Here is a 14,866-nt window from a genome sequence, read left to right on the forward strand (position 1 = left end):
CCATCGGCGCTAAGGAGCTTAACTTCTGTGTTCGGCATGGGAACAGGTGTGACCTCCTTGCCATTGTCACCAGACAATAACTTACTCAATTAATTATAATGTCGATTATTTTAATTTTCAATAGTTAATTTTACACTTTGTTAAAGTTATCTTTACAAGTATTTTACAAAATTAACTTTCGTTTTTGACGACTTTTATATCTTACAACATTCAAAAAGCAAAGTCAACTAATTTTTAAAACTTTTTTTATTTAACAAGTTTATTATTTGTCGGTTCCGCTTCTTTTGAACACTTTTACTATGTTAGCACATCACAAGCATATTGACTACACTTTTTTTATATTGTTTTATAATAACTTCTCTACTCTTTTTTACTTTTGTAACTCCCCCTTTGATAATAACCCTTTATCACACCATTATATTTAATCTCTTAATTTTATATAAATCGAAAACTAATTATTCTTTTTGCCTCTTTTATTAACAATAACTGTCTCAAAATTAAAAAGAGATTGAGATATATTAGGTTAACATTTGAATAAACCCTAAACTTTATCTCAATCTCTAATATTTAATTTAATCTATTTTTGTCTCATGTAAGGGAATAATAATACGTCTCTAATAGATGGAGAGTCAGTTAACAACATAACTAAGCGATCGATACCGATACCTAAACCACCTGTTGGAGGCATACCATATTCTAAAGCTTCAATATAATCTTCATCCATTTCATGCGCTTCATCATTACCTTGTGCTTTTTCAACAAGTTGCGCTTCAAAACGTTCACGTTGATCAATTGGATCATTTAATTCAGTAAATGCATTCGCATGTTCTCTACCTACGATAAACAACTCGAAACGGTCTGTAAATCTAGGATCTTCTGGATTTTTCTTCGCTAAAGGCGAGATTTCAATTGGATGTCCATAAATAAATGTTGGTTGAATTAACGTTTCTTCAACTTTTTGTTCAAAGAATTCATTTAAGATATGACCATATTTCATATTATCAGTAATTTCAATACCATGTTCTTTAGCTGCTGCGATTGCTTCTTCATCAGATTTAATTTGATAGAAGTCTACACCTGTAGCTTCTTTCACTGCATCTACAATATGAAGGCGCGTCCAGGCAGACTCTAGGTCAATTTCCTCTTCATTGTATTGAACTTTTGCAGAACCAAATACTTCTTGAGCGATATGTCTTACCATAGATTCAGTTAAATCCATGATATCGTGATAATCAGCGTATGCTTCATATAATTCAATCATTGTAAATTCTGGATTATGTCGTGTTGATACACCTTCGTTACGGAATACTCGTCCAATTTCATAGACTTTTTCAAGGCCACCAACAATTAAACGTTTTAAATGTAATTCAATTGCTATACGCATATAAAGTGTAGCGTCTAGTGCATTATGGTGCGTAACAAATGGTCGTGCTGCTGCACCACCTGCAATTTGATGCATCATTGGTGTTTCAACTTCTAAGAAACCTTGTTTATTTAAGTAATTACGCATTTCTTGAATAATTTTACTGCGGTTAATAAATGTTTGAGTACTATCTTGATTTGTAATCAAGTCTAAATAACGTTGACGATAACGTTGTTCAATATCTTGTAAACCATGGAACTTATCAGGTAAAGGTCTAAGCGCTTTAGATAATAAAGTGAATGTCTTAGCTTTTACTGATAGCTCGCCAGTATTTGTTTTGAACATTACACCTTCAATACCAACAATATCGCCTAGGTCTGCACCTTTCCATAAATTGTCGAAATCTTCTTCGCCAATTTGGTCCTTACGCACGTAAATTTGAATCTGACCAGTCAAATCTTGAACATGTGCGAAACCAGCTTTACCTTTACCACGTTTAGTCATCAAACGGCCGGCAATCGACACATGACTTTCATCTTCTTTATCATGTAATTCTTCTTTTGAGAATTCATCCCATTGTGATTTTAGTTCACTAGCAGTAGCTGAGCGCTCAAAACGTTTTCCAAATGGGTCGATTCCTAAATCAATTAATTCTTGTAGTTTTTGACGACGGACCTGCATTTGGTCATTCATTTCTTCTGACATAACTTTCTCTCCTTTAAATTTCATTTTAATGAAAATCGTTCCATGGATTATTTCTAAATTGCTTATAGGATATCATATTACTAATATAGTGTTACTTAATTGTATTGTTTTACAAAATTGACATTACCTGTATCACTTTCAAAGTATGATCTTCACTATTTTCGCATTTCAATAATATTAATTAAATGCATAATTAATAATTCTTAACCTTTATATTTCTTCACTGTGTCATCTGGTATGACTAAATCAGAGATACGAGTATTTGAACGAGGTTCTATTTGTGTTGATGCAATATCATTTAATGGAATTAATACAAAAGCACGTTCACCCATTCGTGGGTGGGGAACTTCAAGGTCATCTTCTTCTATAACCTTATCTCCATATAATAAAATATCGACATCTAATGTCCTTGGACCCCAACGAATGTCTCTAACTCGATGTAATCGTTGTTCGGTTTCTAAGCAATATTTAAGAAGTTCTTTGGGCTCCAATTCTGTTTCAATTTCTAAACACAAATTTAAAAAATTGGGTTGCTCAGTATACCCCACTGGTGCAGTTTCATATATTGGAGAGATCTTAGTCACAGAAATCCCTTCAATACTATCAATTATTTTTATAGCATCTTGTAATTGCTGTTCCCTATCACCAATATTGCTTCCTAAACCTAAATAAGCTTGTACCATTTAACGATTCTCCCTCACTATCTCTATACCTACGCCATCATAGTGACCAGGAATAGGTGGGTTTTCTTTAGTGATTCTGACTTTCGTTTCCATTACACGATTATAGTGTGAATTTATACGTTTTGCAATACGTTCAGCTAGATGTTCGATTAAATTACATGGTGGACCTTCAACGATTTCTTTAACATCTTCAAACACTTCTCCGTAATGCACAGTATCTATCACATTATCAGATTGTCCCGCTTCTTCTAAATTCACTTTCAACGTAACATCTACTACAAAGATTTGACCTATCTCATTTTCAGCAGATAAAGCACCGTGGTATGCGTAAAATCTCATACCATTAAGAAAGATTGTGTCGTTCATCTTCATTCTCCTTTAAGAAATCCATACTTTGACCTAATCTAGCGTTTAATTGCACATTATGTACACGCACAGCTTTGACGCCTTTCATTATACCATAAGCTGTTGTAGCAGCTGTCGCCTCATCACGTTCTAACGCTTTAGTTTCTGTACCAATCATTTCTTTAATAAAACGTTTTCGACTCGTTGCTAATAAAACAGGATACTCAGTTGCTACAAGTTCATCTAAACGTGCCATTACTTCATTTTCTTCATCACGTGTTTTGGCAAAGCCAATCCCAGGATCTAGCCATATTTTATGTTTTGGAATTCCGGCCATTTCTGCTTTGTTCGCTTGAGTAATAAGTGATAATAGCATTTCTTCAACAACTGGTTGTTCGCGTTGTCCGTCACCATTATGCATTAATACAACTTCAGCATCGTAAGCAGCCACAACATCAAGTATTTTAGGATCATATAACCCTGCCCATTGATCATTGATCATCGTTGCACCTAATTTTAAGCACGCTTCCGCTACTTCACTACGATATGTATCTATTGAAAGTTGAATATTTAATTTTGCAAGTTCTTTCACTACAGGAACTACACGCTCAATCTCTTCTTCCGTTGAAATTTCTGTGAATCCTGGTCGTGTAGAAATACCGCCGACATCAATGATATCCACACCTTCTTCTATCATCTCTTTAGCACGTTTGACCGCTTTATCCACTGAATTATACTTACCACCGTCAGAGAATGAATCTGGTGTCACATTCAATATTCCCATAATTTTTGTTTTAGTCATTCTTGTCACGTCACCCTTCGTTCTTTTAGAAAATGATATGTAGAAAAATATCTACTTTTGCTTAATAGTCACATATTAATGATACACTCATTTTCTAAACATTTCAGTGTTTATAATCGCCAAAAAACATGCAAAGTATTTAATAATTTAAAACAAGGTATTCATCTCTTCAAAAAGAAAACGCTAGCGAAGCAAAATTAAGCTTCACTAGCGTATAAATATTGTTTAAAAATTAATCATCGAATGAATATAAAGGTGTTGATAAGTAACGTTCACCATTACTTGGCAATACTGTTACAACTGTTTTACCTTTACCTAATTCTTTAGCTTTTTGAATTGCAGCATGAATTGCAGCACCAGAAGAAATACCTGCTAGGATACCTTCTTCTTTAGCAACGCGACGTGATGTTTCCATAGCTGTATCATTGTCTACTTTGATGATACTATCATAAATATTTGTATCTAAAGTATCCGGTACGAACCCTGCACCTAAACCTTGCAATTTATGTGGTCCTGGCTCACCACCACTTAATACTGGTGATGCTTCAGGCTCTATAGCAACGATTTCAACATTAGGATATTTTTCTTTTAAGACTTTACCTACACCAGATAAAGTACCACCTGTACCTACACCCGCTAAGAAAGCATCGATTTGTTTACCTTCAAATTGTTCTACTAATTCTGGGCCTGTAGTTAACGCATGAATTTCAGGGTTTGCTGGGTTTTCGAATTGTTGTGGTTCGAAGTAACCATGCTCTTCTTTTAATTCTTTTGCTTTTTTAATAGCGCCTTTCATAGCTTCTGAACCTGGTGTTAAAACTAATTCTGCACCATAAGCTTTTAATAAGTTACGACGTTCAGAACTCATTGTTTCAGGCATTGTAAATACTGCTTTATAACCTTTAGCTGCACATACGAAAGCTAAACCGATACCTGTGTTACCACTTGTTGGTTCTACAATCGTATCACCTGGTTTAATTTTTCCTTCTTTTTCAGCTTTTTCGATCATAGCTAATGCGATACGGTCTTTTACTGAACCACCTGGATTTTGGTATTCTAGTTTTACATAAACATCTGCTGCATCTTCATCTACAAAGTTTCTTAATTTTACTACCGGTGTATTGCCAATAATTTGAGTAATGTTATCTACTGGTTTTTGTGCCATTGAAAAAACGCTCCTTTAACTTTCATATTTAAAACTTAGTTTTTTTATCGGATATAACTATATTCTATCAGAATTTTCTAAAAAGACAAAGTTAATTCTCTCATTTTAGGATTCAAGTTACATTTTACTTTTACATTATTTTAGTTTCCCTATAAAAAAGGCAATAAACACATGATGGTTTATCGCCTTTAGTATATTTTTTATTATGCATTCATTGAAGCTAATAGGTCTTCAAGTTCAGCTTCTGAATAATTATATTTATTACCACAGAAGTGACAAATAGCTTCCGCGCCATGATCTTCTTTAATCATATCTTGGATTTCAGCTTCTCCTAAACCTTTAATTGCATTTAGAAACTTCTCATGACTACAGTTACATTCAAACTGAGCTTGCATAGTTTCTAAGATTTGAACGTTATCTTCACCAAGTATTTCTTTTAAAATACCTTCTGGCGTTAATCCTTGTTCAATTAATTTAGAAACGGGTTGCATATTATTTATAGCATTTTCTAATTTTGTTACAGTTTCATCTTTAGCGCCAGGCATTACTTGAATAATAAATCCTCCAGCAGCTTTAATAGAATTGTCAGGATTTACTAACACACCCAAACCAACTGATGAAGGTGTTTGTTCACTTGTCGCAAAATAGTATGTGAAGTCTTCTCCTAGTTCACCTGATACAATCGGACTTGCACCTGAGAAATAATCTTTCATACCAATATCTTTCACTACTTGGATGGACCCGTCTGTACCAACTGCTCTTCTAACATCTAATTTACCTTGTTCATTTAATGGAAAATGCGTTTGTGGTTTATCCACATAGGCACGTACATTACCTTCAGCATCTGCATCTGCAATGATTCTTCCAATAGGGCCTTTACCATCAACTGTTACTGTTAATTTTTGTTCACCTTTAAGCATCGAACCCATTAATAAAGTTGCTGTCATTGTTCTGCCCATAGCAGCTGATGCTGTTGGCCAAGTGTAATGACGTGTTTGTGCTTCTTGCACTGATTCAGTTGTTAGCGCAGCGTACGCACGTATTTCTCCGTCGTAAGCTAATGATTTTACGATATAATCATGTGTCATCCTTATAAACTCCTTTAGTACATTTATTTTTATATTGATATTATTTACGCTTTAATCTTTCAATTATTTCTATATTTTTCCTTTAAGGATACTTATTCTACACTTGTTTAATAAGAATATGAAGTAACTTGCTTTCAACTCTAATATTGTCTTTTTCACGATCACTACATATTAAAAAATCTCCTTTGATTAAAGGGCATTGCCTTACTCAAAGGAGATAATAATCCAGTTTAAACTTATCTATTGCTAGGGTTGTTTGGATCGTTTGGATTATATGGTTTATCAATATTTGGAGATTGTTCATGACCTGTGTCTTCTTCATTATTTGAATGTCCACGATGATGATCATTGTCTCCTTTTGAACCGTCACGTAATTGATCATGTCCTGCATGATTATCTCTATCATCTCTTTGACGATGTCTACGTTCGCGATTCATATCATTATCTTCTTTACGATCTTCTCGCATGTCTTCTTTACCTTCTTCTAGTTGTTCTTCGCGGATATCATCGTAAGATTTACCATATTTACCTTCGCTATAGTCAGAATCTTCATCTTTAACAACACGAGCAGCATCATAATCTACTTCAGGTAATACACCATCATAGAATAATGAACGGATTTGTTCAGCTACTAATGTTTCTTCTGTTAACAATGTTTTAGCGATAAGTTTAAGTTCTTTTTCATGGTCTAATAAGATTTGTTTACAACGTTCATATTGTTCTTTAATAATACGTTGAACTTCTTTATCAATTTCATAAGCGATTTGACCAGAATAGTTAGGTTCACCTTGCATATCCTTACCTAAGAATACTTGTCCACCGCCGCTAGATGAGAATTGTAATGGTCCAAGTTTTTTACTCATACCATACTCAGTAACCATAGAACGTGCAATTTGAGTTGCTCTTTCGAAGTCATTTGATGCACCAGTTGATACTTCATGGAAATTGATATCTTCGGATACACGACCACCTAATAAACCACAAATTTTATCTAATAATTCAGGTTCTGTCATTAAGAAACGATCTTGTTTAGGTAACATCATTGCGTAACCACCAGCTTGTCCACGAGGAACAATTGTTACTTTATGAACAACTTCTGCTTCATCAAGTACCATACCGATAACTGTATGACCCGCTTCATGGTGAGCCACAATATTACGTTCTTTATCTGAAATAACACGTGATTTTTTAGCTGGACCAGCAATAACACGGTCTGTAGCTTCTTCGATATCACGCATGTCAATTTTGTTTTTACCTTCACGTGCAGCAATTAAAGATGCTTCATTTAATAAATTCTCTAAATCTGCCCCTGAGAAACCAGGTGTTCTTTGTGAAATAGCTTTTAAGTCGACAGTTTCATCAAGTGGTTTGTTTTTAGAGTGTACGTGAAGAATAGCCTCACGACCTTTAACATCTGGACGGCCAACTTGAATTTGTCTATCGAAACGACCAGGGCGTAGTAACGCTGGGTCTAAGATATCAGGACGGTTAGTTGCAGCAATCATGATAATACCTTCGTTTTCACCGAAACCATCCATTTCAACTAGTAATTGGTTAAGCGTTTGTTCACGTTCATCGTGACCGCCACCAACACCTGCGCCACGTTGACGTCCTACTGCATCAATTTCATCGATAAAGATAATACATGGTGCATTCTTTTTCGCATTTTCGAATAAGTCACGCACACGGCTTGCACCGACACCAACGAACATCTCAACAAAGTCTGAACCACTGATTGAGAAGAAAGGTGCACCCGCTTCACCAGCTACGGCACGTGCTAATAATGTTTTACCTGTACCAGGAGGGCCTACAAGTAATACACCTTTAGGTATTCTTGAACCCATTTGTTTGAATTTCTTATTATCTTTTAAGAAATCTACTATTTCAATTAATTCTTGTTTTTCTTCATCTGCACCAGCGACATCTGAGAATCGTACACGACGTTTTTGGTTATCGTACATTTTAGCTTTGGATTTACCAAAGTTCATCATACGACCGCCACCGCCGCCGCCTTGTGCTTGGCTAAGGAAGAAAATGAATAGGAAAGCAATAATTAATACAGGAATTAATGTTGTCAACATACTTACGAAGACACTTTGTTTCTCTTCCTCTTTAACTTTAAAATCTAGTCCTTTTTGGCTTTTTGCTTCATTTGTAATTTTTTGTAAGTCTTTTTCGTTATTGTATAAAATCGTTGAAGAGTAATCTTCATCATTTTTTGTTTTACCACTTACCAAGTACACATTTTGCTCAGGTTGGATTTCTAAGGTCTTTAAATCACCTTTATCCAATTTCTCTACAAACTGTGAATAGGAAAGTTGTTTCGGTGTATTGCCATTCCCATTTATGTAAGAAAATACGCCGAATATAATAACGCCAATAATTGCGATAACAAGCACATTGCGAAAAGCTTTTTGCATGCGTCATTTCCTCCTATTTCTATAATAAAGCTAACAAAAATTGTAACACAACACTTCTCTTAAAGGCTAGCATTTCAACTTTTGTAATACTTTTCAAAATCCTTGTGTTATCAAACTTTTTAAAACTTAAATTCTCTAAAAAACGATAAGTTTTTAAAATGTGTTTAAGCATATAAAATGAGTCTACACTAATTCATTTATTAAGTATAGTTATTATATCTTAAACACGATTTAATTAAATTAACATCTAAATGAATTTCACTTATTTGTTATAAATTTCTGGTTTTAATGTGCCGATATACGGTAAATTTCGATAATGTTCAGCGTAATCTAATCCATAACCTACAACAAATTCGTCAGGAATTTTCTTACCAACATATTTAGCTTCAATATCAGCTTTACGACGATTTGGTTTATCCAGTAATGTAACAATTTCAAGTGAATTAACTTTACGTGATTGCAATAATTCAGTAATTGATTTCAATGTTGTACCTGTTTCTAAAATATCTTCAATGATTAGGACGTCTTTATTTTCAATAGATGAACCTAAATCTTTTAAGATTTGAACTTCACCAGTTGATTCAGTTCCGCCATGATAGCTTGAAACATCCATAAAATCAATTGCTAAATGTGTGTCGATGCGTTTAATTAGGTCTGCCATAAACATAACAGAACCTTTTAGAATACCCACGCATACAAGTGGTTTATCTTTATAATCTTTAGTTAATTGTTCTCCTAAATCTTTACAAATATTTTGTATATCTTCTTCAGTTAACAATATTTCTTTTAAATCGTCTTTCATTCGTTATTCATCTCCAATTTTTTTGATTTCTATATGTTGATTATATGCTTTAGCAATATATAAATTACCTACAGCAATAATTTGATGGTATTGATCTTCAATTAATGGCATTTGCATGCGCACATCATTTGGAATTTTGTGATCTATAAACAAACGACTCACTTTTTTATGACCTTTTTGTCCATTTAGTTCGACTTTATCTCCATTGTGGCGAGTTCGTATCAATAATGGTAATTGTTGTTTAGGAATCGTCGGATGTATAACAACAAGATATTGTCCGAAACGATATGTATCTGCATCATTCACGATTTGATTATCTAATAATGACGGCTCATTTTTCGCCAATATAATAAATTTATCATATGCTATTTGAATTATCCATTTTTCAGTGAGGGATATCTCAAATTGTGCGATTTCATTACTAATCTGATCAAACCATTCATGATATTGTTTCTCTGAAAATGCCTTATTCAACTGAAGTTGTTCGAAGAGCTGATCTAACAATATCATTTTAGTTATATCATCAAGTTGATTAAATATATTTCGTGAAAATTGTATTTGAGTTCCATTTTTATTAATTAGACAATCATTCTCTATAAAGGATTGGGCTTTTTTTCGACTCTCTTGTAATTGAATATCATGCCAACGTTTTAATTTTAGTAGATGCGTGCTATCAAGATCTGCATTTTGATTAATCGCTGGTAATAGTCGATTGCGAATGTCATTCCTAACATATTTATTGTCACTGTTTGAGCTATCTTCATAATAAGGAACTTGATATTTGTGCTGATAGTCGCGTATGTCTTCTTTTGAAACTTCAAGTAATGGCCGACATATTGTGTAATGATTACGAATTGATTGAACATCTATCCCTAGAGTACTTCGTGTAGAACGTCCCGTAAATAATCTATAGAAGATTGTTTCTAGCTGGTCATCTAAATGATGTGCTGTAAGTAATACATCCGCATCTAACCTTTTCATCATTTCGTCAAACCACTCATAACGCAATTGTCGAGCATCAGCTTGTATACTCTTCCCTTGCGCTACTACATCCGTTAAATTCAAATGCTTTACATAGCAAGGTATCTCATATTGTTTACAAAATGCTTCTATAAACGCTTCTTCCTCATGTGATGCTTCTCGTAAGCCATGATTAACATGTAGACAGGTCAATTGTTTGTAAGTACGAGATGATTGTGAAAGTAAATTGTGTAAGAGTGACATACTATCTATACCTGTCGAAACAGCAATCACAACATGATCAGTATTGCTCCATAGTGACGTATTAACTTTCAACACAAAGACCTCCTTAATAACATGAATATACCTTATTGCAATATTACAATGTAGTCATCAAAAAAAGAGTGGAACTAAAATTCATTGTTGAATTTTAAGTTCCACCCCGCAAAAATAACATATCTTACATAAATTAAAGAGCAATTCGATAAGACGCCAATTGTTTATCTTACGGTGAATGTTACTTTTGCTATTATCAATTGTTATATAAATAATTTATTATAAATTAGCGTCTTGAACCTTTACCGCCACGTCTTGATTCAGTTTGTCGTTTAATAGATGTTAATTTATCTTCACTATCTTTTAAGAAATTGCTTAATTTCTTTTCAAAATCTTCACCTTTTTGTTGTGGTGGTCTATTGTGATTTGATTTATGTTGTGGTCTACGAGGACGATCTTTTGCTTTTTTTATTGAAAGGCTAATTTTACCGTCATCTGCAATAGATAAGACTTTAACTTCAACTTCGTCTCCAACTGATAGGTGATCTTCAACATTCTCAACATAGTTATCAGCCACTTCACTGATATGAACTAAGCCACTTTTCCCTTCAGGTAACTCTACGAATGCACCAAATTTTTTGATACCAGTAACTTTACCTTTTAGCTTGTTTCCTACTTCGATTGACATATTCTAAATAAATCCTCCCGATTTTGATTCGATTTTAACCTTATTATATTCCTGTTTTAATATTTTCACAATGCTATAAAACCAGATAATTCATTCTTATTTAAGAAAAACGATTATCCTTAATGTTATCAGTTGTCATTAGAGGATTTAGACTTAGAATCATCATCACTATTAGGCAATTTAAAAATAACTTCACCTTTATTGCTCAGGTAATAATCATCTCTTGCTACTTTCTCTATGTAGTCTTTATTATTTAAATTACTAAGTTCTTCTTTTAATGCGATTTCCTCGTCTTGCTTTTTCTGAAACTGTTCCTCTTTATGTTTACGCTCAACTGCTGCTTTATCATTGCTTTGTTTTTGGACGACAAGCATGATGGATAGAATAATTATGATTGCTAATAATATCCCACCGAATACAGTTACTCTTCGTCTAACAACGCGCATTTTCTTTTGTTGTCGTTGCTTCTTTCGATTCTTTTCGGAGGTATACTGATTCCCTATTTCTTCTACCTTTTTACTCATTGCTTGTCACCTCCTTCAGTCTATTCTTCTTCAAATTGGTTCTGATTAATACGTTCTTCTTTAATTAAATTGTACATACCTTTAGCGTTTTCTTTAGAAGCATGTTCACTTAAACCAGTTACTTTAACTGTAACAAGCTTTTGTCCGAAACGAATAACTAATTCATCTTCTACCTTAACATCTGTTCCAGCTTTAGCTACATTTCCATTAACGGTAATACGTCCTTGATCACTTATCTCTTTCGCTAAAGTACGACGTTTAACAAGTCGCGATACTTTTAAATATTTATCTAATCTCATGAATCTTTCTCCCCTTGTTGCAAAAAGTTTCTAAGGGTTTCTTCATCAAAATCCTTATTTTTGGTTTTATCATACAATGCCATGAAGTGGTCTGCAAATACTTTCTCAAATTTAACCCGTGGTGCTTTACCTTCTTTACTTTTAGCTGTCTGCCAAATGTCATTTAATTCTTCTATCGATGCCGCTTTTTCATCACCAAAAATATGTGGATGACGGCGAATCATCTTAGCACTTAAGCTTTCAATGATTTCTTGAATGTCCATATAGCCCTCTTTTTTGCCAATACTTGCATGTAAGAGAACTTGAAGTAAAATATCTCCTAATTCTTCTATCATGTGCCAATCATCTTCATTATCAATTGCTTCGAATAATTCAAAGCTTTCTTCTAATAGATAGCGTTTGAGGGAGTCATGAGTTTGAACACGATCCCATGGGCAACCAGTTTCATCATCGACTAAGCGATCTATAATCTCTACTGCATAATCAAAGTTTCGATATAATGCTTCATCATTTGTCACTTTAGGAACGTAGACACTCGTTAAATTATTAAATGCGTCTTCGTGATGATCAAGTTCAAATAGAGGTACCTCTAGTACAGAGGCGCCAGTGCTATGTGCGCCAGTCACTATTTTGACTGGAAAATCATCTGGATATTGTTCCATCAAAGTAATTTTAATATCTGCTGCAACCATAGCACTATATACCTGAGTAATAAGTGTATGTGTACGCACATTTAATAACTGTTCGGTTAATGCTGTACCATCTAACAAAGTGAAACCATCGTTAGGATCTTGGTTAATCGCTGCGAAGATATCATCAATAAAACTTTTACCACCTAGCATTTTAACATTCACGTCTTGATGATGGTTATTGTAGTCTAACAACTTGGCCGTCGTCGTTTCAGCTACACGTGGATGTCCAGGTACGGCATAGACAACATCTTGTGATTGCGCTTTTTCTATTAATACATCAACAATTTGTTTATACACAGAATCGAAATCTTCATTCTTTTCATAAATAGTATCAAAACTTTCGAATTTAAGTTCATCTTGTAATTGATTAATTACAGGATGGTCTAGTGTCCTAGTATAAACAAGCGGTTGTTGTATTAAAAAACGATATATACCAAGTGGCAACTCATCTAAACCGTAGTTTCCTAAACCAACAATTGTAATTGTATGTGTCATTAATGTCGTCCTTTCTTTATATGATAAAGCTTTTCGCCAAATGGCAAATGTTTTAATTCTCTATAACCTAAGATGTTCATATATATAACTAATATTAATAATACGGCAATGCCTATGATTGCCACAACAACTAACTCTATAAGTCCACCTATACGTCCCACTTGAGGTAATACCTGCATAATAATTTGAATGATTATCGTCATGATGACAAGCGCAGTAAACATTTTTAAAATGAATGGTTTCATTTGACTAAAATGATACTGCTTAAGCACTTCTTTATGCAGTATAATTACAAAACAAATAAGGGACAAAACAGTGCTAATACTAGCGCCAGCAATACCATAATGATGAATCAATAGGACGTTGAGTATCGCTTTCACTACTAAGCCAATAGTTACACCAATCAATATCGGACGAATGCAATTGAGTACTTGTAATAATGCAATATCCATCATTATAAGCGATACACAGATAACCGTTAACATATAGAATCCAAGTGTAAAGCCTAAACTATTAGTCTTAAAGAAGACTGCATTCATCATAGGTAATAAATTAATTAATCCTATACCAGCTGCTGAGCTAATTAATATAGTGATTTTAAGCGATGCATTAGCGTAACGATTCATTTTAATTTGATTTCGTTGTTCGATTGCTTCAGTTAAAAGTGGGATTAATACAAAACTAAAAATTGTCGTAACAATTAAACCCATTTGTATAAATGAAGTCCCACGATCATAAATTCCTTTTTGCATGATTGCTTCTTTAAAATGTAGGCCGTGTGATTGTAGTGTGTGAACAATTGTAAAGCTATCTATAAATTGCCATAATATGACCAATAATTGGCTCAATGCAAATACAAGTGTAGCCATAAGCAAGTCTTTCCAAGGTATATTTGCTGATAAATTCTGCATCTTAAAAGAGAAGGGTTTCATAACTATTAAAAAGAGACTTGAACCTAAAAAACCAAGTGCAGAAGCTAAAATAGCAATCGTTCCTGCTTGATATATTGACCAATCTTTAATCATAAATAAACCAATGGCTACAATGATGAGACCAACACGAATGATTTGTTCAATAACCTGGGAAATAGCGGGTATATTCATACGTCTTTGACTTTGATAATAACCACGACACACACCTAATATACCAATAAATAAATAACTCAAACTTGCCATTCGTATCATAGGTGCAAGTCTTGAATCTCCCATCAATATAGCCACTGGATGCGCTAATAATAAGAGCATTAAAAATATTACTATGCCTAACGTTTGAAATCGTATTAGCACTTTTGAAAACGAAGACGGTTGTCCATTAATACCCAGCGTTTGCGTTACCGCACTTGGAATAGCATTCATAGATAAAATCATACCTAGCGCCACAATTGGATATATTTGTTGATAAGCATACAACCCAGTATCTCCGAGAACATTTTGGTAAGGCACTCTGTAAATTGCACTTAAAATTTTAACTATGATGAGTGCAAGGGTTAGAATCACAACGCCATTGAACGCTGTGTGGTTAGAGGGTTCAATGTATTTGAACTCGTTTGAACTCTTAGA

The 14,866-nt window shown here is 33.9% G+C and carries 14 protein-coding genes and 1 rRNA gene; all 15 read right to left on the minus strand.

Features of this window, described 5'->3' with window-relative positions; translation table 11 throughout:
• Positions 1–74: ribosomal RNA gene (gene rrf, locus SBL15_RS12315) — 5S ribosomal RNA — on the minus strand; the annotation flags it as partial.
• A 503-nt stretch (positions 75–577) separates the two neighbouring features.
• The gene (gene lysS / locus SBL15_RS12320) at positions 578–2,068 is read right to left on the minus strand and encodes a lysine--tRNA ligase (protein ID WP_053017959.1); all 1,491 of its coding nucleotides are present in this window, start codon (positions 2,066–2,068) and stop codon (positions 578–580) included.
• Positions 2,069–2,271: 203 nt separating this feature from the next.
• Positions 2,272–2,751, minus strand: a complete 480-nt coding sequence (gene folK / locus SBL15_RS12325; protein ID WP_053041944.1) for a 2-amino-4-hydroxy-6-hydroxymethyldihydropteridine diphosphokinase — start codon at positions 2,749–2,751, stop codon at positions 2,272–2,274.
• A complete protein-coding gene (gene folB / locus SBL15_RS12330; protein WP_053017957.1) occupies positions 2,752–3,117 on the minus strand; it encodes a dihydroneopterin aldolase in 366 nt (121 codons plus the stop codon). It abuts the gene before it with no gap.
• On the minus strand, positions 3,095–3,898 hold the full coding sequence (gene folP, locus SBL15_RS12335; protein ID WP_053017956.1) for a dihydropteroate synthase: 804 nt from the start codon (positions 3,896–3,898) through the stop codon (positions 3,095–3,097). Before folP ends, folB begins: the two co-directional genes overlap by 23 nt.
• 232 nt (positions 3,899–4,130) lie before the next feature.
• Positions 4,131–5,063 (minus strand): cysteine synthase A, encoded by a 933-nt coding sequence (gene cysK / locus SBL15_RS12340; RefSeq protein WP_317956156.1) that lies wholly within the window; start codon positions 5,061–5,063, stop codon positions 4,131–4,133.
• A gap of 203 nt (positions 5,064–5,266) precedes the next feature.
• Positions 5,267–6,151 (minus strand): Hsp33 family molecular chaperone HslO, encoded by an 885-nt coding sequence (gene hslO / locus SBL15_RS12345; RefSeq protein ID WP_107612170.1) that lies wholly within the window; start codon positions 6,149–6,151, stop codon positions 5,267–5,269.
• A gap of 236 nt (positions 6,152–6,387) precedes the next feature.
• Entirely contained in the window at positions 6,388–8,571 is a 2,184-nt protein-coding gene (gene ftsH, locus SBL15_RS12350) for an ATP-dependent zinc metalloprotease FtsH (RefSeq protein ID WP_317956158.1), read from the minus strand.
• 262 nt (positions 8,572–8,833) lie between these two features.
• Positions 8,834–9,373, minus strand: a complete 540-nt coding sequence (gene hpt / locus SBL15_RS12355; RefSeq protein WP_011276752.1) for a hypoxanthine phosphoribosyltransferase — start codon at positions 9,371–9,373, stop codon at positions 8,834–8,836.
• A gap of 3 nt (positions 9,374–9,376) precedes the next feature.
• Positions 9,377–10,669 carry a tRNA lysidine(34) synthetase TilS gene (gene tilS, locus SBL15_RS12360; protein ID WP_182477400.1) on the minus strand — a complete coding sequence of 431 codons (1,293 nt, stop codon included), beginning with the start codon at positions 10,667–10,669 and terminating at the stop codon, positions 9,377–9,379.
• Between the two features lie 226 nt (positions 10,670–10,895).
• Positions 10,896–11,297, minus strand: a complete 402-nt coding sequence (locus tag SBL15_RS12365) for a S1 domain-containing RNA-binding protein (RefSeq protein WP_053017953.1) — start codon at positions 11,295–11,297, stop codon at positions 10,896–10,898.
• 128 nt (positions 11,298–11,425) lie between these two features.
• Positions 11,426–11,821, minus strand: a complete 396-nt coding sequence (gene divIC, locus SBL15_RS12370) for a cell division protein DivIC (protein ID WP_053017952.1) — start codon at positions 11,819–11,821, stop codon at positions 11,426–11,428.
• 20 nt (positions 11,822–11,841) lie between these two features.
• On the minus strand, positions 11,842–12,120 hold the full coding sequence (locus SBL15_RS12375) for an RNA-binding S4 domain-containing protein (protein ID WP_107612173.1): 279 nt from the start codon (positions 12,118–12,120) through the stop codon (positions 11,842–11,844).
• Positions 12,117–13,307 carry a MazG nucleotide pyrophosphohydrolase domain-containing protein gene (locus tag SBL15_RS12380; RefSeq protein WP_107612174.1) on the minus strand — a complete coding sequence of 397 codons (1,191 nt, stop codon included), beginning with the start codon at positions 13,305–13,307 and terminating at the stop codon, positions 12,117–12,119. Before SBL15_RS12380 ends, SBL15_RS12375 begins: the two co-directional genes overlap by 4 nt.
• Positions 13,307–14,839, minus strand: a complete 1,533-nt coding sequence (locus SBL15_RS12385; RefSeq protein ID WP_317956170.1) for a polysaccharide biosynthesis protein — start codon at positions 14,837–14,839, stop codon at positions 13,307–13,309. Before SBL15_RS12385 ends, SBL15_RS12380 begins: the two co-directional genes overlap by 1 nt.
• Positions 14,840–14,866 lie beyond the last annotated feature (27 nt).

This window comes from Staphylococcus sp. NWU MKU2, from assembly GCF_033283605.1.
GTDB classification, from domain to species: Bacteria; Bacillota; Bacilli; order Staphylococcales; family Staphylococcaceae; genus Staphylococcus; species Staphylococcus haemolyticus.